Below are 20,278 nucleotides of genomic sequence, written 5' to 3'. Positions count from 1 at the left end.
GCTCCGAGGAAACCCGAAATGGCTTCACCCCTTTTGATTGCCCAGCACTCTGCCACAGAATGCGCGCTGCTGCCCGGCATGGCCAATCGGCACGGCCTGATCACCGGCGCCACAGGTACCGGCAAGACCGTGACCCTGCAGAAACTGGCCGAGAGCTTCTCGCAGATCGGCGTCCCGGTCTTCCTGGCCGACATCAAGGGCGACCTCGGCGGCATCAGCCAGAGCGGCAAGGTGGGCGACAAGCTTGCCGCCTCGCTCAAGGACCGCGGCATCGCTCTTCCCGAGCCCTTGGCCTGCCCCGCCACGCTGTGGGACGTGTTCGGCGAGCAGGGCCATCCCGTGCGCGCCACCATCTCCGACATGGGGCCGCTGCTTATCGGCCGCATGCTCAATCTCAACGAGACGCAGATGGGCGTGCTCAATATCGTGTTCAAGATCGCGGACGACAACGGCCTGCTGCTGCTGGACCTCAAGGACCTGCGCGCCATGCTCCAGCACGTGGGCGACAACGCCAAGCAGTTCACCACGGAATACGGCAACATCAGCTCGGCCAGCATAGGCGCCATACAGCGCGGCCTGCTCGCCATCGAGTCCCAGGGCGGCGACAGGTTCTTCGGGGAGCCCATGCTCAACATCAACGACCTGATGCAGACCGATGCCGACGGCCGCGGCATGGTCAACATCCTGGCCGCGGACAAGCTCATGAATGCCCCGCGCCTGTACTCGACCTTTCTGCTGTGGCTGCTGTCCGAGCTGTTCGAGCAGTTGCCCGAGATCGGCGACCCCGAAAAGCCCAAGCTGGTGTTCTTCTTCGACGAGGCCCATCTGCTGTTCAACGATGCGCCCAAGGTGCTGCTCGAGCGCATCGAACTGGTGGTGCGCCTGGTGCGCTCCAAGGGCGTGGGGGTGTATTTCGTCACCCAGAACCCACTGGACGTGCCCGATTCCGTGCTGGGCCAGCTCGGCAACCGCGTGCAGCATGCGCTGCGCGCCTTCACGCCGCGCGACCAGAAGGCCGTGGCCTCGGCCGCCTCCACCATGCGCCCCAACCCGGGGCTGGACATTGCTGCGGCCATCACCGAGCTGGCCGTGGGCGAAGCGCTGGTCAGTTTCCTCGACGAAAAAGGCCGCCCCGGCGTGACCGAGCGTGTCTATGTGATTCCCCCGGGCAGCCAGATCGGCCCCATCACGCCCGAGCAGCGCAAGGATCTCATGGCCCGCTCCCTGGTGGCCGGCGTCTACGAAGAGGCGGTGGACCGCGAATCGGCCTATGAAGTGCTGCGCGGGCGCGCCGCTTCCGCCACGCCGGCCAAGCCCGGCGATGCGCCTGCCGCGGCGGGCGCTGCCGGCGCGGCGCAGGAAGCCGGTGGCAGCGCCATGATGGACGGCCTCAAGGAGCTGCTGTTCGGCCGCACCGGCCCGCGCGGCGGCCAGTATGACGGCCTGGTGCAGACCATGGCCAAGTCCACGGTGCGCACCGTGGGCAACAGCATAGGCAAGGAAATCCTGCGCGGCGTGCTCGGCGGCATCCTGGGCGGCAAGAAGCGATAGGCCGATCCAGGCAGCTGCAGGCCGCTTTTGAAGAACAGCCACCCGGCCGCAAGCCGGGTGTTTTTATGTCCCGGCCTGCGCCGAAGCACCCCGGGAATCCCCCCATGCCGCCCGGCGGCAGCCAGTCGCCAGCGTGACGGCGCGCCCCGCCAGGGCAGTCCACCATGTGCGCCATGCCGCACGACACGCCCACCCCGCCCCTGCAGCTGAGCTGCTTTCGCCTCGATCTGTCGGACCGGATTGCCCATCTGATCCTGAATCGCCCCGAAGCGCTCAACACGCTCAACCCCACGTTCTGGCAGGAGCTGGACCTGGTGCTGGACAGGCTGCACCGCAGCGGCGATTCCCGCGCGCTGGTGATCAGCAGCACGGGCAGGCATTTCTCTGCGGGCATGGCGCTGGACACCTTTGCCGATCCGCAATTCGCGCCCGACGACCGCAGCCCCGAAGGCCGGGCCGCGCTGGTCGACACACTGGCCCGCATGCAAAGCACCTTCAACCGCATCGAAGAGCTGCGCATGCCCGTGATCTGCGCCATTCACGGCGGCTGCGTGGGCGGCGCGCTGGACCTGGTGGCTGCGGCCTGCATCCGCTACGCAAGCCGCGAGGCCTTTTTCTGCATCCAGGAAATCAATATCGGCATGACGGCCGACCTGGGCAGCCTGCAGCGCCTGCCCAAGCTCATGCCGCTGGGCATCGTCAAGGAGCTGGCCTATACCGGCCGGCGCATGAGCGCCCAGGAAGCAGCCAGCCACGGCCTGGTCAATGCCGTGTTCGAGAGCCACGAGGCCGTGGTGACCGCAGCACTGGCCTGCGCACGCGAGATCGCCGCGAAGCCGCCGATCGCCATCTGGGGCAGCAAGCAGGTCATCAACTATGCGCGCGACCACGGCGTGCACGACGCCCTGCAGCAAATGGGCTGGGTGCAGAGCGGCATCTGGAGCAACCGCCATGTGATGGAAGCCGTATCCGCCATGCAGGGCAAGCGCGAAGCAGACTTTCCGCCGCTGGCTGCAGTGCGCGGCTTTTCCGTCTCGACAGACCCGCAATCCTGATTCCATAGCTGAAAACGCTTTGCCAACGTGGGTTGCCATCCATTTTCATGGAAACTCCCTGACAAGCACCAGCCTGCGGCTTCGGAACGGGTCGCGTCAAAAGCGCCGCCTATCTGGCGGCAAACAAAGGCTCGGCCGGGCAGGCCGCCCTCACCGATTCCCCGGCCCGGGCGCTTTCATCGCCCAGCAAGGCCAGCAGGCCACAGGCCAGCGAACCCTGCCAGTGCACATAGTCGTGGCCCGTGCTGTGCTCGCGCCGGATCACCGCATAGCCCCTGGACTGCAGCACATCGCCCAGCTCCCGGCTGGTTTCGCGGATGCCGGCCTGGCCGCCGCGCGCGCCCTCGTACAGGCCCGCATCGAGGTAAAAGCGCACAGGCAGGCGCGGGCCGGCCGCATACTGCCGCGCCAGCCAGTTGGGCGGCTGCTGCCCCGGAGCCCACCAGTACGAACCCGACAGGCTCAGCACATTGCCAAAGCGCCCCGGATGGCGCATGGCCACATAGCTGGCAGCCAGCCCCCCATAGCTGGAGCCGGCCAGCACCGTACGGGCCGCCGGCGCCGCCATGCCCCGCTGCTGCAGCCAGGGCATGAGCGTGGAGCCCATGAAGTCCGCGAACGCGGGATTGGGCGGCAGCTCCTCGGCCCGGGCATTGCCGCCCGCGTTGGCCACGAGCACGATGGCCGTGGCGGACAGCAGTCCGTCGGCCATCAGGTTCTCGACAATGCGCGGCGTGGGCACCTGCTGCAGATAGGCGTGGGCATCGAAGAGCACCAGCAGGTTGCGCTGCAGCCATGGCGTGCGCTTCCAGCCTGCCGGCCGGTAGACCCAGACGTCGCGGCCGTTGTCCAGCGCCCGGCTCTGCACCCAGTACCGTGCCAGTTCACCCGTACCGGAGGAGCCTTCCGCCACCTGCCCGGCCGCCCGGGGCGCCACCCAGGGCTGCAGGGGCGCCCGCGGCAGGCTCAGCACCGAGCGCCCGTCGAAGGCATCGGCCGCGCCACGCTGCGGATCGGCCTCGCCCCAGGCCTGGGGATTCAGCGGGTCGCGCTGCAAGGTGGCGAGAATGGCCCGCCGCTGCTCCATGGCCGAGCCCTGGACATGCGGCACATCCGGCGCCAGGCCGTAGCTGAGCCGGGCATCGTCGGGCATCACAAAGCTGGCCCACCAGACATCGCTGCCGCCCAGTTGCTGCAGCAGATCGTGGTTGCCCGAGGGGCTGCCGAAAAGGCGCACGGACTCGCGCGCGCCGCGCCACAGAAAGGTCACCAGCCGGTGCCGGCCATCCCAGGGTTCGACCAGCGGAGTTCCCCGGGCGGCCATGGCTTTCCAGAAGGACTCGCTCCCCTGCCCCCGCTCCAGCTGCGCGCGCAAGTCCTGGAGCGTGGGGCTCAGCAAAGGTTGCTGCGCCGCGAGCCCGGGCGCCGCGGGGGCCGCAGCCGCAGGCCGGACGCTGTCTATCTGCAACCGGTAGCGGCCCGGCCCGAAAGCCTTGCTCTCGCCTTGCGCACAGGGCTGCAGGCCCGCCTCCTGCTCGCACAGCTGCTGCGCGTAGGGCGCGGACGCCAGGCCGCCCGCGCTGCGGCGCAGCACCAGCCGCTCCTGCTGCGCGCCCCGCGTCTGCCAGGTGAAGGACTGCTCCACGCCCAGCCCGGAGGACAGCCGCCGGATATGCCGGCCCGCCGGCGTTTCCACATCCAGCACCAGATCCAGCGCCTGCAGCCGTCCCTGCACCACCGCGCCGGCAGGCGCCTGCACCGTCCAGCGCCGGGCCTCCCATGCCTGCAGCTGTCCCGAGGCGGCCTGCATCGGCATCAGGGGCGCGGCGCTTTCTGCGGCATTGGCGGCTGCGGATGCCGCCGCTGCCTCCCTGGCATCGCGCCGGGCGCCGGCCGTGCAGCCGGCTGCCGCGAGCATGGCGCATGCCAGGGCCAGCCCGGCGGAAAAGGTGCCGCATCGCCAGCCGTGCAACGGCTTGCTGGATGCATGGCGGTAGGTGCGTGCCGCGCGGCAGCCGGTGCCCGCGCCATCGAAGTTCTGATCCATGTCGACCTCGTAGACTCCACTCCCTTGGCTAGAACGAGATGCTTGGCTCAGGATTCATCAAGAATGATTTTCATTCTCCAAAAATTGTAGCGTCGTTCCCCCACGGCGAACCGGCCTTGTTAATGTGGCGCTCATCTGCCCTCGCCAGCATGCGCGGCTGCACCGCTCGCGACAACCACGGCGGCGCAAACCGATATGCTGCGGTATCGGGAGTCCCTCTTGCTTGCGGCCGCCAGGCCGCATGGACGGGCACCCGCCCCGCCTCCAGACCGCCACGCCATGAACCACAATGCATACAGCACACACCAGCGCCGCAACATGGGCCTGCTGGTAGCAGCCCAATCCCTGGGCGGCGCCTCGCCGCCCATCATCATTTCGCTGGGCGGCCTGGCCGGCCAGCAACTGTCCAGCAATCCCACGGCCTCCACGCTGCCGGTCAGCATCTACCAGCTGGGCCTGGCCCTGTCCACGCTGCCCGCGGCCTGGCTGATGAACCGCCTGGGCCGGCGCCAGGCCTATGTATTGGGTGCGCTGCTGGGCGTGCTGTCCGGCGTGGTGGCCGCCCAAGGCATCGCCCATTCCGATTTCGTGACCTTCTGCATAGGCACGGCGCTGGCCGGCTTCTATGCGGCCTGCGTGCAGAGCTACCGCTTTGCAGCCACCGACATGGTGGCGGAACCTGCACAGCAGGCCAGGGCCATCTCGCGTGTCATGGTCGGCGGGCTGATCGCCGCCATCATCGGACCGCAGGTGGTGATCTGGACGCGCGACGCCCTGCCGGCCACGCCGTTTGCCGGCAGCTTCTACAGCCAGGCGGCGCTCGCCCTGCTGGCTCTGCCGCTGCTCATGGGCCTGCGCCTGCCGCCGCCCCAGTCCAGGGCCGTGGCCGGCGAGGCGCGGCCGCTCAAGGAGATCGCGCGCTCGCCGCAGTTCGTCGTGGCTGCGGCGGCCGGCGTGGTGAGCTATGGCCTCATGGCATTCCTGATGACGGCAGCCCCCATGGCCATGGTGGGCTGCGGCCACAGCGTGGGCGAAGCCGCGCTGGGCATACAGTGGCATGTGCTGGCCATGTTCGCGCCCAGCTTCGTCACGGGCCGGCTGATCGCGCGCTTCGGCAAGCGCCGCATCACGGCCCTGGGTCTGGTCATGATCGCCATGGCCGGCGGCCTGGCCCTGCTGGGCCTGGAGTTGCTGCATTTCTGGGGCGCGCTCGTGCTGCTGGGCGTGGGCTGGAATTTCGGCTTCATCGGTGCCACCGCCCTGCTGACCGAATGCTACCGCCCGGCCGAACGCGCCAAGGTCCAGGCCTTCAACGATTTTCTGGTATTCGGCACCGTGGCCGTGGCCTCGTTCGGCTCCGGCGAACTGCTGCATACGGCCGGCTGGAACGGCATCAACTACGGCATGCTGCCCCTGGTGGCCGTGGTACTGCTCATGCTGGGCCTGCAGGCGCGCCGCCAGCATGCATCCGCCTTATAAAAACAATAGCTTTCAGCGCTTGAACGGCAACGGTTTGCGGCAGTTTTTCTCCTACTCCCGCACTGCCGGCGAGCGGCGGCCCAGCCATAGCACGGCCAACCAGCTGGTCAGCGCCATGCAGGCCAACCAGGCCAGATGCGGCAGGGCAGCGACCAGGGGTGCGCCCAGTTGGTTGTAGCGCAGCGAGGCCTGTATGCCGGCCGTGCTGGGCGAGAGCCAGCGCAGCCACTGCAGCGGCTCGGGCAAGGCCTCGACGGGCCAGGTGAAGCCTCCCAGAAACGCCAGCGGAATCGAGGAGAACAGCACCACCTGCAAGGCCCGCTCGCGATCGGCCAGCCACCAGCCCAGCAAGCAGGCGCAGCCCACGACGGCCGGCACAAAGCAGGCCAGCAGCGCCAGCGCGCCCCAGGGGTTGCCGCCGTGCGGAAAGTCCTGCCAGATGAAGATCCAGCCGAAATAGAACAGCCCCGCCAGCCAGCCCGGTACGCACAGTGCCAAAAGCCGCGCCAGCCATTGGCGCGAGCCAACGCGGTCGGCACCTTGCTCGCGCCAGGTACCGACCAGCAGCGCACTGCCCATCAGCAGCGTCTGCTGCAGAATCAGCACGGACACGGCCGCCACCACAAAGCTGCCATAGCCCTCGGTGGGGTTGAACAGGGCCACGGCCTGGGCGTTCACGGGCGAGCGGCTCACGGCCGCCTGCGGCGCGCTCTGCCCACCGGCCTGCAGGCGCTTGATCTCCACGCCGGCCGAGACGGTGCCGAAAGCCTCGGCAAAACCGTATTGCACCTGCTTGCTGACCAAGGGATAGGCGCCATTGGCGTAGACCGGAATCACCACATTCGCGCGGCGCAGCACATCGCGCTTGAAGTCGCGCGGCAGCAGCGCATAGCCCATGACCTCGCCGCGCAGCACGGCCGCGCGCGCCTCGCCCTCATCGGCCGTGACCAGCTGCGCATGGATGCGCGGGCTGGCCTGGGCAAAGCGCAGCATCTGCCGCGCCAGGCCCGAGTTGTCCTGCACGACCACGGCCACGGGCACGCGCTGCACCACTTCGGAGCTGTAGAACCAGGGATAGAAGAAACCGTAGAGCACGGGTGCGCCCAGCAACAGCAGGGCCGCGCCCTTGTCGCGCAGCATCGCCGCCAGGCTGTCCAGCCACAGGCGCAAGAAACCGGTTGGGACCGCCATGGCTCAGCGTCCTCCCCATTTGTCGGGCCGCTGCAGGCCGCGCAGCAGGCCGGCCGAGGCCAGCGCCAGCAACACCAAGGCGGCCAGCAGCAGGCCGCAGACCACGGGCAGGGATTGCGCCACGGGCGCGCCCATCTGCCACTGCTCCATCTGCAGCCGCGCGTAATGCGTATACGGCATGGCCAGGGCCCAGCCGCGCGCGCTGCCCGTCATGGCCAGCAGCGGAAAGCCCACGCCGCTGAATGCGAAGGCCGGGGCCGACAGCAATCCCGTGCCAGACAGCGCCGTGCGCAGCGACAGCGTGATGCCGGCCAGCGCCGCGCCGGCCGCCAGGCTCAAAACGATGAGCGCCGCCAGGCCCGCGCCGATCCACGCCATGCTGCCGGCCACGGCCCAGCCGCGCAACTGCGCCAGATACAGCAGCGCCGCCATGCCGCTGCCCCAGAGCAGCGCGGCCGGCAGCAGCAGCTTGCCCAGCAGGGCTGGCGCCACTCTGGCCAGACTCGCGGACTGTCCATCCGGGCTCAGCCACTCACCCAAGGTGCGCTCGCGCAGCTCCCGGCCCACGGACCAGGCACCGGCCGTCATGGCCAGGATATGGAGCAGCGCGGGCACCAGCGTGGCGGCCAGGAACTGCTCGTAATTGGTGGAGACGTTGAACAGCGCCACCAGTTGGGTCTTGATGGGCTCCATCTGCACGCGCAGTGCCTGGTGGGGCGAGCCGCGCTTGGCCGCAGCCTGCATTTCAACACCGGCCGACAGCGTGCCCACCACCTGGCGCACATCGCGCTGCAGCAGGCTCGATGCGGTGGCCAGTTGCGCGTTGTGCAGCAGCGTGATGGTGCCGCCGGCGCCGCGCTTCACGTCGCGCGCCAGGTCCGGCGGAATGTGCACCACGCCATAGACCTGCATGCGCTGCAGCGCATCGGCGGCCTCGCCGCGGTTGAGCACGGTCTGGCGCACCTGCAGCCCCGGCGTGGCGTCGAGCATGCGCACCAGCTGGCGCGACAGCGAGGAGTGGTCTTCGTTCCAGACGGCAATCGGCAGCCGGTAAGGCTGGCCGGCCGAAAAAATCCAGCACATCAGGCCCAGGGCCAGCAAAGGCACCCAGCTGACCATGGCCCAGTCCCAGGGGCTGGCACGCAGCCGGCCCCATTCGCGGCGCAGGCTGGCGGCAAAGGGACTCACGCACCGCTCTCCACGATGACGCTCATGCCGGGACGTGCGCCCTCTATGGGCTTGGCCGGCCGCGCCCGCACTTCGAAGGTGCGCGCATCGAAGCCCTGGCTGCCGCGCGTGGTGCGCCAGGTGGCGAAATCGGGCAGCACGCCGAGGAAGAACACCTCGAACTCGGCCTGGTGGTCACCCAGCGCCGGCAGCCGGCCCGTGAAGCGGCTCTTCATCGCAAAGCGCTGCAGCTGGTCTTCGCGCACATTGAGCACCACCCATTGGTCGTTCAGGTCCACCACGGTGACCACCGAAACGCCCTGGGGCGACAGCTCGCCCTGCTTGGCCAGCACATTCGCCACCTCGCCGCCCACGGGGCTGCGCAGCTGGGTTTCGGCTTCGGCGGCCTTGACCTCGGCCACCACGCCCTCGACCTGGCGCGCCTGGGCGGCAGCGGCGGTCCTGTCCTCCGCGCGCGCACCGCTGGCCGCCATGTCGTACTGTGCCTTGGCAGCCCGTGCCTGGGCATCCGAGGCACGCCAGTTGGTCTGGGCCTCATCGCGCTTCTGGGCCGAAACCAGCCCTTGATTGAACAGGCTCTGCACGCGGTCGTACGAGGTCCTGGCCAGTTCGGCCGCTGCCTGGGCGCGCTGCCAGCTCAGGCGGGCCATCTGCACCTCCTCGGGCCGGGCTCCGTTGCTGGCCTTGGCGGCCACGGCCTGGGCCGCATCCCGGGCCGCCTGGGCCTGGGCCAGCTTGGCCTGCACCTCGGGGCTGTCCATTTCCACCAGCAGGTCGCCGGGCCGGATGACCTGGCCCTCGGTCACATGCACCTTGGAGATACGGGCCGTGACCTTGGGCGCGATGTCGGCCTCGCGCGCTTCCATCTGGCCCTGGAAATACGGGGCCGCGGGCTGGGCGGCGCGCCAGAAGCCCCAGACAATGAAGATCAGCACCGCGGCCGCGGCGATCAGCACGGCCACGGGCAGGCGCCTGGCCTGCTTCGGCACTTCAGGGCTGGGGCTGGAGGGTGGCGGGGTCGGAACGGGTGTATTCATGGTGCGTCTGCGGTGATCCGGATATCGGCACGGGCCATGTAGCGGGTGAACTCATCGGTCTGGCCCGTGCTCTCGAGCAAGGCGGCCAGCGCCTGCACATACTGGTTGGCGGCGGCGGCGCGTTCGGTCTGCACCTTGGCCAGGTTGAGCTGGGCATCGATCAGCTCCAGCGCCGTACTGGTGCCTTCCTTGAGACCGGCCGCGCGCAAGCGCAGCAGCTCGCGCGCCAGATCCTCCTGGGCCTGGCCGGACAGATACTGGGTGCGCGACTGCTCCACGGCCAGCCAGTTCTTCTCGACCAGCAGCGCGATGTCGGAGCGCACCTGAGCGTCGGTGAGTTCGGCCTGCTCCACCTTGCGCTGGCCGGCGGCCGCAAGCTTGTCGCGGTCTATGCTGTCCCACAGCGTCCAGCGCACGGCCACGCCGGCCACCCAGTTGGGCTTTCCCGAGGTGTTGACTTCGCGCATGCCGAAGGCCAGCACCTGCGGCTTGCGCAGCGCCTCGGTGGCATCGTGCAGCGACTCGGCCTGGCGGCGCTTGGCCGCCACCTTGCTCAGGCCCGGATGGCGGCTCTGGGCCGCATCCAGAAACTGCTGCAGCGGCGGCAAGGCCTCGCTGCTGACGAACAAGGGGGAGCTGGGGCGCACGCCGCCGGCTGCATGTACCGTACGCAGCAAGGCGCTGCGTGCCAGGCGCGCATCGTCGTCAGCCTTGCGCGCCTGCTGCTGGGCATCGGCCAGGGCCGCGCTGGCCTGCAGCCGCTCGACCTGGGCGATCACGCCGGCCTTGAGCATGCGCTGGGCCGCGTCGTCGTGGGCGCGCACGCCCTCCAGCGCGCGGCGGCGCAGGGCCGCGGCGCGCTCGGCCAGCTGGGCCGTGAAATAGCGCTGCACCAGCAAGGTGTTGAGCTGGTCGGCGCTGGTGGCGGCATCGGCCAGCGCTTCATCGGCCATGGCGTCGAGCTCGCCGCGCACCGCATCGCCCAGGCCGCCCATGTAGATGGGCCACACGGCCGAGAGGCTGGCCGAGGCCACATTGCTCTTGCGCTGCAGGTCGTAATTGGCCGGCAGGCTGGGCAGTTGCCCCACGGCGCCGCCCAGCTGCGGTGGCAGGTGCAAGATGCCATTGCCCAGGGCGCGGCGCGCCGGGTCGAGGTCCAGGTCGACATTGGCCGAATAACGGTAGCCCATGCCGGTGATGGCCACCGACGGGCCGCCCAGCCCCTGCATGCCCTCGCGGCGCAGGCGGGCGCTGACCACGGCCTTGGCCGAGGCGGCCAGCTGCTCGGAGCGTTCGAGCAGCGCCGCGTGGGCCTGCTCGAAGCTCAGGGTACTGGCAGTGGCGGCCGGCTGGGCCTGCACCGGGGGCTGGGCCCGGACCGGCAGCGCGGCCCCGGCCAGCAGGCTCAGTGCCAGGGAAAAGCAGCTGGAATGCATGAAGGTCGACAAGCGCGGATGAACGGACGGGAGAAAGGCAACAGGATGTTCTGGCGGCATGGGCAGGTATGCGCAGGCACGCGCCGCTGCGGTGAACACCCTCTCGAGGCCTGCCCCGGCTCCGCGATCGCTGCACGACCTGCTCTTTTTCGATGGGAGCATTATCCATGGGCGTTTTCGGCAGTTTCGCCGCCGTGCGTCGGACATCGTCCTTTTCCGCTGTGCGCCTGGGGTGCAGCCGCTAAACTACGGCCTGCTTGCGCGCCTGTCCGGCCCGCAGGCTTTTTTTGTCCAGTCCGGCCGCCGCCTCCTGGTGGCGCCCGGGAGCAGCCGCCCCTCACAAGGCTCTCACGCATCACCCCATGTCCACCGTCTTCAACTTCACCTTCGTTCCCTGGTTCCGGTCCGTGGCTCCCTATATCCACAAGTTCCGACATCAGACCTTCGTGGTGGGCCTGACGGGCGAAGCCATTGCCTCGGGCAAACTTAGCTCCATCGTGCAGGACCTGGCCATGATCCAGGCCATGGGCGTGAAGATCGTGCTGGTGCATGGCTTTCGCCCCCAGGTGAACGAGCAGCTGCGCCTCAAGGGCCAGGAGCCGCGCTACTACAACGGCGCGCGCGTGACCGATTCCATCGCGCTCGATTGCGCCCAGGAAGCCGCGGGCCAGCTGCGCTACGAGATCGAGGCCGCCTTCAGCCAGGGCCTGCCCAACACGCCCATGGCCGGCGCGCGCGTGCGCGTGATCTCGGGCAATTTCCTCACGGCGCGCCCGGTGGGCATCGTCGACGGCGTGGACTTCATGCACACCGGCCTGGTGCGCAAGGTGGACGTGGAAGGCATGCGCAGCGCCCTGGAGTCCGAGGCGCTGGTGCTGGTCTCGCCCTTCGGCTTCTCGCCCACGGGCGAGGCCTTCAACCTCAGCATGGAGGAAGTGGCCACGCGCGTGGCCATCGAGCTCAAGGCCGACAAGCTGCTGTTCCTGACCGAGGTGCCCGGCATCCGCATGGACCCCACGGGCCCGGCCGACGAGAACAACCCCATCGACACCGAACTGCCGCTGGATGCGGCCCGCCGCCTGCTGGCGCAGCTGCCGCCGGCGCAGGAGCCCACGGACGTGGGCTTTTACCTGCAGCACTGCGTGCGCGCCTGCGAGCACGGCGTGGAGCGCAGCCACATCCTGCCGTTTGCCACCGACGGCGCGCTGCTGCTCGAAATCTATGTGCACGACGGCATCGGCACCATGGTCATCGACGAAAAGCTCGAGGAGCTGCGCGAGGCCACCATCGACGACGTGGGCGGCATCATCCAGCTGATCGAGCCCTTCGAGCGCGACGGCACGCTGGTCAAGCGCGACCGCACCGAGATCGAGCGCGACATCGCCAGCTACACGGTGATCGAGCACGACGGCGTGATCTTCGGCTGCGCGGCGCTGCACCCCTACCTCGAGGCCAAGACCGCCGAAATGGCTGCCGTCACCGTCTCGCCCAAGAGCCAGGGCACGGGCGACGGCGAGAAGCTGCTCAAGCGCATCGAGCAGCGCGCACGCGCCCTGGGCTGCGAAACCATGTTCGTGCTCACCACGCGCACCATGCACTGGTTCATCAAGCGGGGCTTCCAGCCCGTGGACCCCGACTGGCTGCCCGAGGCCCGCAAGGCCAAGTACAACTGGAACCGCAAGAGCCAGGTGCTGGTCAAGAAGCTGTAAGCCAGCCTCAAGCCAAAACAGGCTCCAGCGCTTGTCAATCAAGCGCTGGAAGCTATTGTTTTAGATAGCAGGCAAGCATTCTGCGCTGGCGCAGGGCCAAAGCGGCGGCCGAAGGCGCCGCAGGGGGTTTGTTGCGTTGCGTCACAACCGTTTCGGCCATCGTGGGTACAACAGGCGTATTGCCATGACTGGATACGCCATGCCTGCCACCACCCCGCCTGCCCTGCCGCCCCAGGCCATCAGCCTGGATGTGCTTGCCGAAAAATACCTGGCGCCCGGCGAGCAGACGGCCGAGGACCTTTACCGCCGCGTGGCCAAGGCCCTGGCCGCCGTCGAAAAGGAAGCGCTGCGCGCGCACTGGGAGGCCAGGTTCTTCGACAACCTGATGCGCGGCGCCATCGGCGCGGGCCGCATCATGGCCGCTGCCGGCCTGCAGACCAAGGCCACGCTGATCAACTGCTTCGTCCAGCCCGTGGCCGACGCCACCAACGGCTTCGATGCCCAGGGCAATCCCGGCATCTACACGGCCCTGTCGCAGGCAGCCGAGACCATGCGCCGCGGCGGCGGCGTGGGCTATGACTTCTCCAACCTGCGGCCCAGGGGCGCGCTGGTGCACGGCACCCATTCCTTTGCCTCGGGTCCCTGTTCCTTCATCGATGTGTTCGATGCCTCCTGCACCACGGTGGAATCGGCCGGCGCGCGGCGCGGCGCGCAGATGGGCGTGCTGCGCATCGACCATCCCGACGTGCGCGAATTCATCACGGCCAAGCGCCAGAAAGGCCGCTGGAACAATTTCAACGTCTCGGTGGGCGTGAGCAATGCCTTCATGCAGGCCGTACGGGACGACGCACCCTGGCAGCTGGTGCACCCGGCCGCGCCCAGCGACGGCCAGATCGCGGCCGGCGCCCACCGGCGCGAGGACGGGCTGTGGGTCTACCAGAGCCTGCCCGCGCGCGAGCTGTGGGATGCCATCATGCGCTCGGCCTACGACTTTGCCGAGCCCGGCATCCTGTTCCTGGACAATATCAACGCCGACAACAACCTCTGGTATGCCGAGCACATCGCCGCCACCAACCCCTGCGGCGAGCAGCCGCTGCCGCCCTATGGCTGCTGCGACCTGGGGCCAGTCATCCTCACGCGCTTCGTACAGGCGCCGTTCACGCCCGAAGCGCGTTTCGACCTGGATGGCCTGCGCGAGGCCGTGGCCGTGCAGGTGCGCATGCTGGACAACGTGCTGGACGCCACCGCCTGGCCCCTGCCCGAGCAGCAGCGCGAGGCCCAGCAAAAGCGCCGCATCGGCGTCGGCTTCACGGGCCTGGGCGATGCGTTGATCCTGCTGGGCCTGCGCTATGCCAGCCCCGAGGGCCTGGCCCAGGCCGAGGCGATTGCCCGCGCCATGCGCGATGCGGCCTATCTGGCCTCGGTGGAGCTGGCGCGGGAAAAAGGCGCATTCCCGCTGTTCAACGCCAGGCAATACCTGCGGGGCGGCTTCATCCAGCGGCTGCCCAAGGAGATCCGTGCGGCCATCAGAAAGCACGGCATACGCAACAGCCACCTGCTGTCCATCGCACCCACGGGAACGGTATCCCTGGCCTTTGCCGACAATGCCTCCAACGGCATAGAGCCGGCATTCTCCTGGACCTACACGCGCAGGAAGCGCACGGCCGACGGCGGCGCAGAGTTCTATCTGGTGGAGGACCACGCCCACCGCCTTTACCGCGCGCTGCATGGCGACAGCGCGCCGCTGCCCGACTCCTTCGTGAGCGCGCTGGAACTCAGCGCCTCCGAGCATGTGGCCATGATGCGCGCCGTGCAGCCCTATATCGACACCTCGATCTCCAAGACCGTCAACATCCCGGCCGACTATCCGTTCGAGGACTTCAAGCATCTCTACATGCAGTGCTGGGAGGCCGGACTCAAGGGCTGCGCCACCTATCGCCCCAACGACACGCTGGGCGCCGTGCTGGCCGTGGAGCCGCCTGCCGCGGCCGGTGCCGCACCGGCCGCCGGCGGAGCGGGCATGGACACGGTGATCGAGCGCCGCCCCGAAGGCCCGCTGAACGCCGTGGTGGACAAGATCGAATACTTCACGCGCGACGGCGTGCGGCGCCTGTACCTGGTGGTGAGCTTCATGGTGGTCGGCGGCCAGGAACGCCCCATCGAATTCTTCATGCCCGTGGGCCAGACCGGCGAGAGCCAGCAATGGATCACGGCCACCATGCGCAGCCTGAGCCTGGCAGCGCGCGGCGGCTTTCTCGACAAGGCCCTGGCCGACCTGCGCAAGGTGGCCTGGGATCGCGGCCCGGTGCGCTACGGCTTCAAGACCCGTGAGGACGGCAGCCGCATCCCGCTGTGGCACGACAGTGAAGTGGCGCTGCTGGCATTTGCGATCCAGAGCATCATCGCCAACCGCGGCCAGCCCCAGCCGGCGCCAAGCACCTCGGCCGCTCCGGCATCGCCGCCCGAGCCCACCCTGCCGGCCGGCGGCAGCAAATGCCCCGAATGCGGCGCCCATGCCGTGATCCGCAAGGACGGCTGCTCGTTCTGCACGGCCTGCGGCTACATAGGCTCCTGCGGATGAATGCCGAAGCAGGCCCGGCGCCTGCGCACCGGGCTGCCCGCCGGTACGCCGGCCCGGTCAGACGGCGTAATACCAGCGCCGCACGGCTTCGCCGGCCCGGGCCAGCGCGGCCTCCTGGGCCGCGGTGTCGAGCTTGCTGCCCGTGAGATAGGCCGTGACCAGCACGGGCTCGGACTGCGGCGTGGGCCAGACGATGATGGCGTCGCAGGCCGTACCGTTGTTGCCGGTGCCGGTCTTGCCGCCGATCTTCCAGCTGCCGGGCATGCCGGCGCGCAGCCGCCTGTCGCCCGTGCGGCTGTCCACCAGCCACTGCTGCAGCAGCGCGCGGCCGAAGCCCTCGAACACATCGCCCAGCAGCAGGTTCTGCATGGTGTGCAGCATGGCCCGGGGCGTGGTGGTGTCGCGCTCGTCGCCGGCCAGGGCTTCGTTGAGCGTGGGCTCGTTGCGGTCCAGCCGCGTGACCTTGTCGTCCATCTCGCGCAGCCAGGCCGTCAGGCCTGCGGGGCCGCCGGTGGCGTCGAGCAGCACATTGGCCGCCGTGTTGTCGCTGAGCACCACGGCCGCCTCGCACAGATCCTGCGGCGTCATACCGCCATCGGCGCCGGCACGCTTTTCGGTGGCCGGCGAATACGGCACCAGTTCGGACGGCGAGTAATAGATCTTGCGCCACAGGCTGATCTCGCCCTTTTGCGCCAGGTACAGCACGCGCGCGGCCAACAGCAGCTTGAAGGTGCTGCACATGGGAAAGCGCTCGTCGCTGCGCCAGCCGGCCTCGGCGCCCGACACCGTGTCCAGTGCATGCAGGCCCAGCCGGCCCTGCGCCTGGGCTTCGACGGCCGCCAGTTCGTCGGACAGCGCACTGGCAGCCTGCAGCTGCTTCCTGGTCGGTATGGCACAGCCGCCCAACCCCCAGGTGCTCAGGCCCAGAGCGATGGATGTCGCTACAAAACTGCGTCGTTGCATAAGTCCCTCTTTGGTCACGCTATATAAGTTGGAGCATACAGCGGCTTGCAGCTGCAGACCAACGGTAATATTTGGCATCAGTCATTAGAAAAACTAAGAGATCAACGCATGCAACTCCCCCTGAACGCGCTGCGCATGTTCGACGCCGCGGCGCGCCACCTCAACCTCACGCGCGCCGCCCAGGAACTGCACGTGACCCAGGCCGCCGTCAGCCAGCACATCCGCAACCTGGAGGAGCGCCTGGGCAAGCCGCTGTTTCGCCGCCTGCCGCGCGGCCTGGCGCTGACCGACGAAGGCCTGGCGCTGTGGCCCGTGGTGGCGCAGAGCTTCGAGCGCATCGAGCAATCGCTGCAGCAGGTGGCCGAGCCGCGCCCGCGCGAGATCCTGACCGTGGGCGTGGTCGGCACGTTCGCGATCGGCTGGCTGATTCCGCGCCTGGGCCAGTTCCAGCAGTTGCATCCGTACATCGACCTGCGCCTGCTCACGCACAACAACCGCGTGGATCTGGCCGGCGAAGGGTTGGACGCGGCCGTGCGCTTCGGCGACGGCTCCTGGCACGGCACGCGGGCCGACATGCTGCTGCGCGCGCCGCTGTCGCCCATGTGCACGCAGGCACTGGCCCAGCGCCTGCGCCAGCCCGCCGACCTGGCCGGCCAGACCCTGCTGCGCTCTTACCGCATGCAGGAGTGGGAAGGCTGGTTTGCCGCCGCCGGACAGCCCGCACCGCTGGCGCGCGGCGCCATGTTCGACTCCTCGCTGACCCTGGCCGAGGCCGCCGCCCAGGGTGCCGGCATCGCGCTGCTGCCCACGCGCCTGTTCGAGCACATGCTGCGCCAGGGCCGGCTGGTACGGCCTTTTACACAGGAGGTGGACACCGGCGCCTACTGGCTCACCCACCTCAGGTCGCGCCCGGTCAGTGCGGCGCTGCAGACCTTCAGGCACTGGCTGCTGGCGCAGCTGCAGGACGAAGGAAATTCGGCAAGCAGCTTGCCGACCGAATCGCTTGATCCGGAATCGGCCTGACAGGCACGAATACGACTTACGCAAATCAAGCTCGGACAAGCCCTTTCCCATAAGAAAACCGTCTGATGCATCCCTGCCTGTACAAGACTCAACAGAATTGCGCCGTATCACATTAGGCCGCCCGCATGTAACAAAGAATCTCCACTGAACCTGCATACTTGCAGTTAAGGGATTTCATTTCAGGTGAACCCAGCCAACCTCGCGCATCTGTTGCTCATGAACCATCGTTCCTCGCCCCGCGCTCGCATCGGGCTGCAGGCATTGCTGGCCGTCTTGCTCTGCGTCGTCATGCTGGGACTGACCTACCTGTACTGGCACAGTGAGGACCAGGCTACACATGAACGCGAGCGCCGCAATTTCGACCTGGCGGTGGAACAGATTTCCAGCAGCCTCCAGGACCGCCTAGCCACCTATGAGATGGTGCTGCGTGGCATCAAGGGCTATTTCGACGCCTCCGAATTCGTGAGCCCTGGCGAATTCCGCTCCTACATGCAAGCTCTGCACCTGGAGGAAACGCGCCCGGGCCTTGCCAGCGTATCCCTGATTGCCCACGTGCCAGCACGGGAACTCCATGCTCATGAAGCCCGGATGCGTGCCGACGGAATGGCCGGCTACCACATTCATCCTGCGGGCGGGCGCGAAGCCTATGCCCCGATGACGCAGATCGAGCCCTGGAGCGAGAGCAAGCGCGCTGCACTGGGCTTCGACCTCAACACCATTGATGTGGCCCGCGAGGCCATGGCGCAAAGCGCCGACACGGGGCAGCCAGCCTTGAGCCGAGGCTATGTGCTGGCGCGGGACAGGAACACAGACCGCAACCAGGACATTTCCTCGGTGCTTTATATGCCCTTGTACAGCCACGGTACAAAATCGGCCGCGCTGCGCGGCTGGGTAAGCCTGCCGTTCCGGGTCAAGGACATCGTGCACAGTCTGGCTCCGGAATTTGCGCCCGACGTGGCCCTCACCATCTACGATGCGCCCGCTGCAGACCCTGCGCATCGGCTTTTCACCCTGGATACAAAGCCTGCTCCGAATGCCGTGGCCACGTTGCGCCATTTAGAGGTGGGCGGGCGCACCTGGACGCTAGCCATGTCGCCCACCGCCGCGTTTTCACAGCGCACGGACCACCAGCACAGCACCGTGGTGGCAGCACTTGGCGCGGTTGTGAGCCTGGCCACGGGCTGGTTCGCCTGGGTGCTCATGACGGCACGCGACCGTGCGGAGCAACTGGCCAGGAACATGACCCAGGAACTGCGCAGCGCCCGCGACGAGCTGGAAAGCACGCTCAGCGCCATCCCCGACCTGTTGTTCGAGCTGTCGCGCGACGGGCGTCTGCTGCGCCATCGCACGTCGCGCAGCGATCTGCTGCACTCGCCTCCAGATGATTTCCTGGGCCGCATGCTTCCCGAAGTCGTACCACCCGAGGCCGCATCCGCCTATATGAACGCCATCGCGCAGGCTGAACGCGACGGGAACACGCGCGGCTGGCAGTTTCCACTACGCGTGGCGGATGGAAGCACGCATTGGTTCGAGTTGTCTATCGCACGCAAGCAGGGTGAACAGCCCGGCGACCAGCCCACGTTCATTGCCCTGTCGCGCGACATTACCGAACGCAAGGAGGCGGAATCCCGCACCCACCGTCTGGCGTACTACGACGCACTCACCGGTCTGCCCAACCGGCGCATGCTCGTGGAACAGGCCCAGCATGCGCTGACGCGAGCTCGGCGCAACGGGAGCATGGGAGCACTGTTCTTCATCGACCTGGACCACTTCAAGCGCATCAACGATGCGCAGGGCCACGCCATGGGCGACACGCTGCTGATGCAGGTGGCCCGGCGCCTACAGGACCTGCTGCGGCCCGAAGACCTGGTCGGCCGTCTTGGTGGCGACGAATTCGTGGTATTGGCCCAGGATCTGGGACAGGACCTTGCAACGGCCAGGCGTGCAGCCGAAGCGCTGGCCAGACGTCTGCGCGAGGCGCTGGACACGCCTTATGCACTGCAGGACCGCCCATACAGCAGCACGGGCAGCATCGGCGGCACCCTGTTTCCGCGCGGCCAGGCCGATGCCCAGGATATGTTGCGGGAGGCTGATACCGCCATGTACCGCGCCAAGGCTGCGGGACGCAATCACATGGCGTTCTATGAGCCCGAGATGCAGGCCAGTGCCCAGGAAGAGCTGAGCCTGGCGCAGGACCTGCAACGCGCATGGGAGCTGGACCAATTTGCCATCTATGCGCAGTCACAGGTCAATGGGGCAGGGCAAATCATTGGCGCAGAGCTGCTGTTGCGCTGGTTCCACCCTGAGCGCGGCGCGGTAGCGCCGGACCAGTTCATTCCGCTGGCGGAAGAATCCGGCCTCATCCTGCGCTTGGGAGAGTGGGTGCTGGAGCGGGCCTGCACCACATTGGCTTTACTGTCTGCTACGCATCCACAGCTCACGTTGTCGGTCAACATGAGCCAGCTCCAGTTCCGCCAGGACGATTTTGTCGAGCGCATGGCTTCGCTGCTGGAACGCACGGGCGTGCCTGCCGAGCGTCTGGTGCTCGAAGTCACGGAAAGCCTGCTGATCGCCGCCGTGGACGACACGGCCGAGCGCATGACGCAGCTCGTGGCCCTGGGCCTGCGGTTTGCGATCGACGACTTCGGCACCGGCTATTCGAGCTTTGCCTACCTCAAGCGCCTGCCGCTGTACGAACTCAAGATCGATAAGAGCTTTGTGAAGGACACGCCAGGCAGCGCCAGCGACACCGCCATCGTCCAGTCCATACTTTCGGTCGCACACCATCTCGGTCTGGTCGTGGTTGCCGAAGGCGTGGAAACCCAAGCCCAGGCGGCCTTTCTGGCTGCCAACCACTGCCAGTGCCTGCAGGGATACTGGTTCGGTCGACCCATGCCACTGGCGCAATGGCTGAGCGAGTTACCGCCCGGCGATGCAAGCCTCCTGGACACAACGGACAGCAGCGATCACCCGAAATAGTCCCAGACATGGCCCTATGCACATGGCAATGCAAGGCTT

13 protein-coding genes are annotated in these 20,278 nt (G+C 68.0%); 7 read left to right on the top strand and 6 right to left on the bottom strand.

The features are described from left to right. Positions 1–18 precede the first annotated feature (18 nt). Both V8Z74_RS02985 and V8Z74_RS02980 read left to right on the top strand, forming a co-directional pair. Entirely contained in the window at positions 19–1,551 is a 1,533-nt protein-coding gene (locus V8Z74_RS02985) for a helicase HerA-like domain-containing protein (protein ID WP_349707869.1), read from the top strand. A gap of 173 nt (positions 1,552–1,724) precedes the next feature. Beyond that, a complete protein-coding gene (locus tag V8Z74_RS02980) occupies positions 1,725–2,606 on the top strand; it encodes an enoyl-CoA hydratase-related protein (RefSeq protein WP_349707867.1) in 882 nt (293 codons plus the stop codon). Positions 2,607–2,715: 109 nt separating this feature from the next. On the opposite strand, the gene V8Z74_RS02975 is transcribed toward V8Z74_RS02980, so the two are convergent. Beyond that, the gene (locus V8Z74_RS02975; protein WP_349707866.1) at positions 2,716–4,653 is read right to left on the bottom strand and encodes an enterochelin esterase domain-containing protein; all 1,938 of its coding nucleotides are present in this window, start codon (positions 4,651–4,653) and stop codon (positions 2,716–2,718) included. A 279-nt stretch (positions 4,654–4,932) separates the two neighbouring features. Between V8Z74_RS02975 and V8Z74_RS02970 the strand changes: the two genes are divergently transcribed. Further along, positions 4,933–6,132, top strand: coding sequence for an MFS transporter (locus V8Z74_RS02970; protein ID WP_349707865.1), 1,200 nt, complete (start codon positions 4,933–4,935; stop codon positions 6,130–6,132). A 51-nt stretch (positions 6,133–6,183) separates the two neighbouring features. On the opposite strand, the gene V8Z74_RS02965 is transcribed toward V8Z74_RS02970, so the two are convergent. From V8Z74_RS02965 to V8Z74_RS02950, 4 genes are read right to left on the bottom strand one after another with little or no spacing between them, the layout of a single operon-like run. After that, positions 6,184–7,272, bottom strand: coding sequence for an ABC transporter permease (locus V8Z74_RS02965; protein ID WP_502879444.1), 1,089 nt, complete (start codon positions 7,270–7,272; stop codon positions 6,184–6,186). A gap of 54 nt (positions 7,273–7,326) precedes the next feature. Then, a complete protein-coding gene (locus V8Z74_RS02960) occupies positions 7,327–8,511 on the bottom strand; it encodes an ABC transporter permease (protein WP_349707862.1) in 1,185 nt (394 codons plus the stop codon). After that, a complete protein-coding gene (locus V8Z74_RS02955; RefSeq protein WP_349707860.1) occupies positions 8,508–9,548 on the bottom strand; it encodes an HlyD family secretion protein in 1,041 nt (346 codons plus the stop codon). Before V8Z74_RS02955 ends, V8Z74_RS02960 begins: the two co-directional genes overlap by 4 nt. Continuing rightward, on the bottom strand, positions 9,545–10,984 hold the full coding sequence (locus V8Z74_RS02950) for a TolC family protein (RefSeq protein WP_349707859.1): 1,440 nt from the start codon (positions 10,982–10,984) through the stop codon (positions 9,545–9,547). The genes V8Z74_RS02955 and V8Z74_RS02950 overlap by 4 nt, the downstream gene beginning before the upstream one ends. Positions 10,985–11,346: 362 nt before the next feature. Between V8Z74_RS02950 and argA the strand changes: the two genes are divergently transcribed. Both argA and V8Z74_RS02940 read left to right on the top strand, forming a co-directional pair. Further along, entirely contained in the window at positions 11,347–12,693 is a 1,347-nt protein-coding gene (gene argA, locus V8Z74_RS02945) for an amino-acid N-acetyltransferase (protein WP_066470126.1), read from the top strand. A 199-nt stretch (positions 12,694–12,892) separates the two neighbouring features. Then, positions 12,893–15,274 (top strand): adenosylcobalamin-dependent ribonucleoside-diphosphate reductase, encoded by a 2,382-nt coding sequence (locus V8Z74_RS02940; protein WP_349707857.1) that lies wholly within the window; start codon positions 12,893–12,895, stop codon positions 15,272–15,274. A gap of 57 nt (positions 15,275–15,331) precedes the next feature. Here the strand turns inward: V8Z74_RS02940 and bla are convergent, their stop codons facing one another. After that, positions 15,332–16,237, bottom strand: coding sequence for a class A beta-lactamase (bla, locus tag V8Z74_RS02935; RefSeq protein WP_349707856.1), 906 nt, complete (start codon positions 16,235–16,237; stop codon positions 15,332–15,334). A gap of 108 nt (positions 16,238–16,345) precedes the next feature. Between bla and V8Z74_RS02930 the strand changes: the two genes are divergently transcribed. Together V8Z74_RS02930 and V8Z74_RS02925 are read left to right on the top strand one after the other, a co-directional pair. Then, positions 16,346–17,260 carry a LysR family transcriptional regulator gene (locus V8Z74_RS02930; RefSeq protein WP_349707854.1) on the top strand — a complete coding sequence of 305 codons (915 nt, stop codon included), beginning with the start codon at positions 16,346–16,348 and terminating at the stop codon, positions 17,258–17,260. 216 nt (positions 17,261–17,476) lie between these two features. Further along, complete coding sequence (locus V8Z74_RS02925; RefSeq protein ID WP_349707853.1) at positions 17,477–20,239, top strand: bifunctional diguanylate cyclase/phosphodiesterase; 2,763 nt, start codon at positions 17,477–17,479, stop codon at positions 20,237–20,239. Positions 20,240–20,278: the final 39 nt, after the last annotated feature.

This window comes from Comamonas sp. w2-DMI, assembly GCF_040187735.1.
Lineage (GTDB): Bacteria > Pseudomonadota > Gammaproteobacteria > Burkholderiales > Burkholderiaceae_C > Comamonas > Comamonas terrae.
Note: the sequence above shows the minus strand (reverse complement) of the source record. Positions and strands in the feature narration are given on the sequence as shown.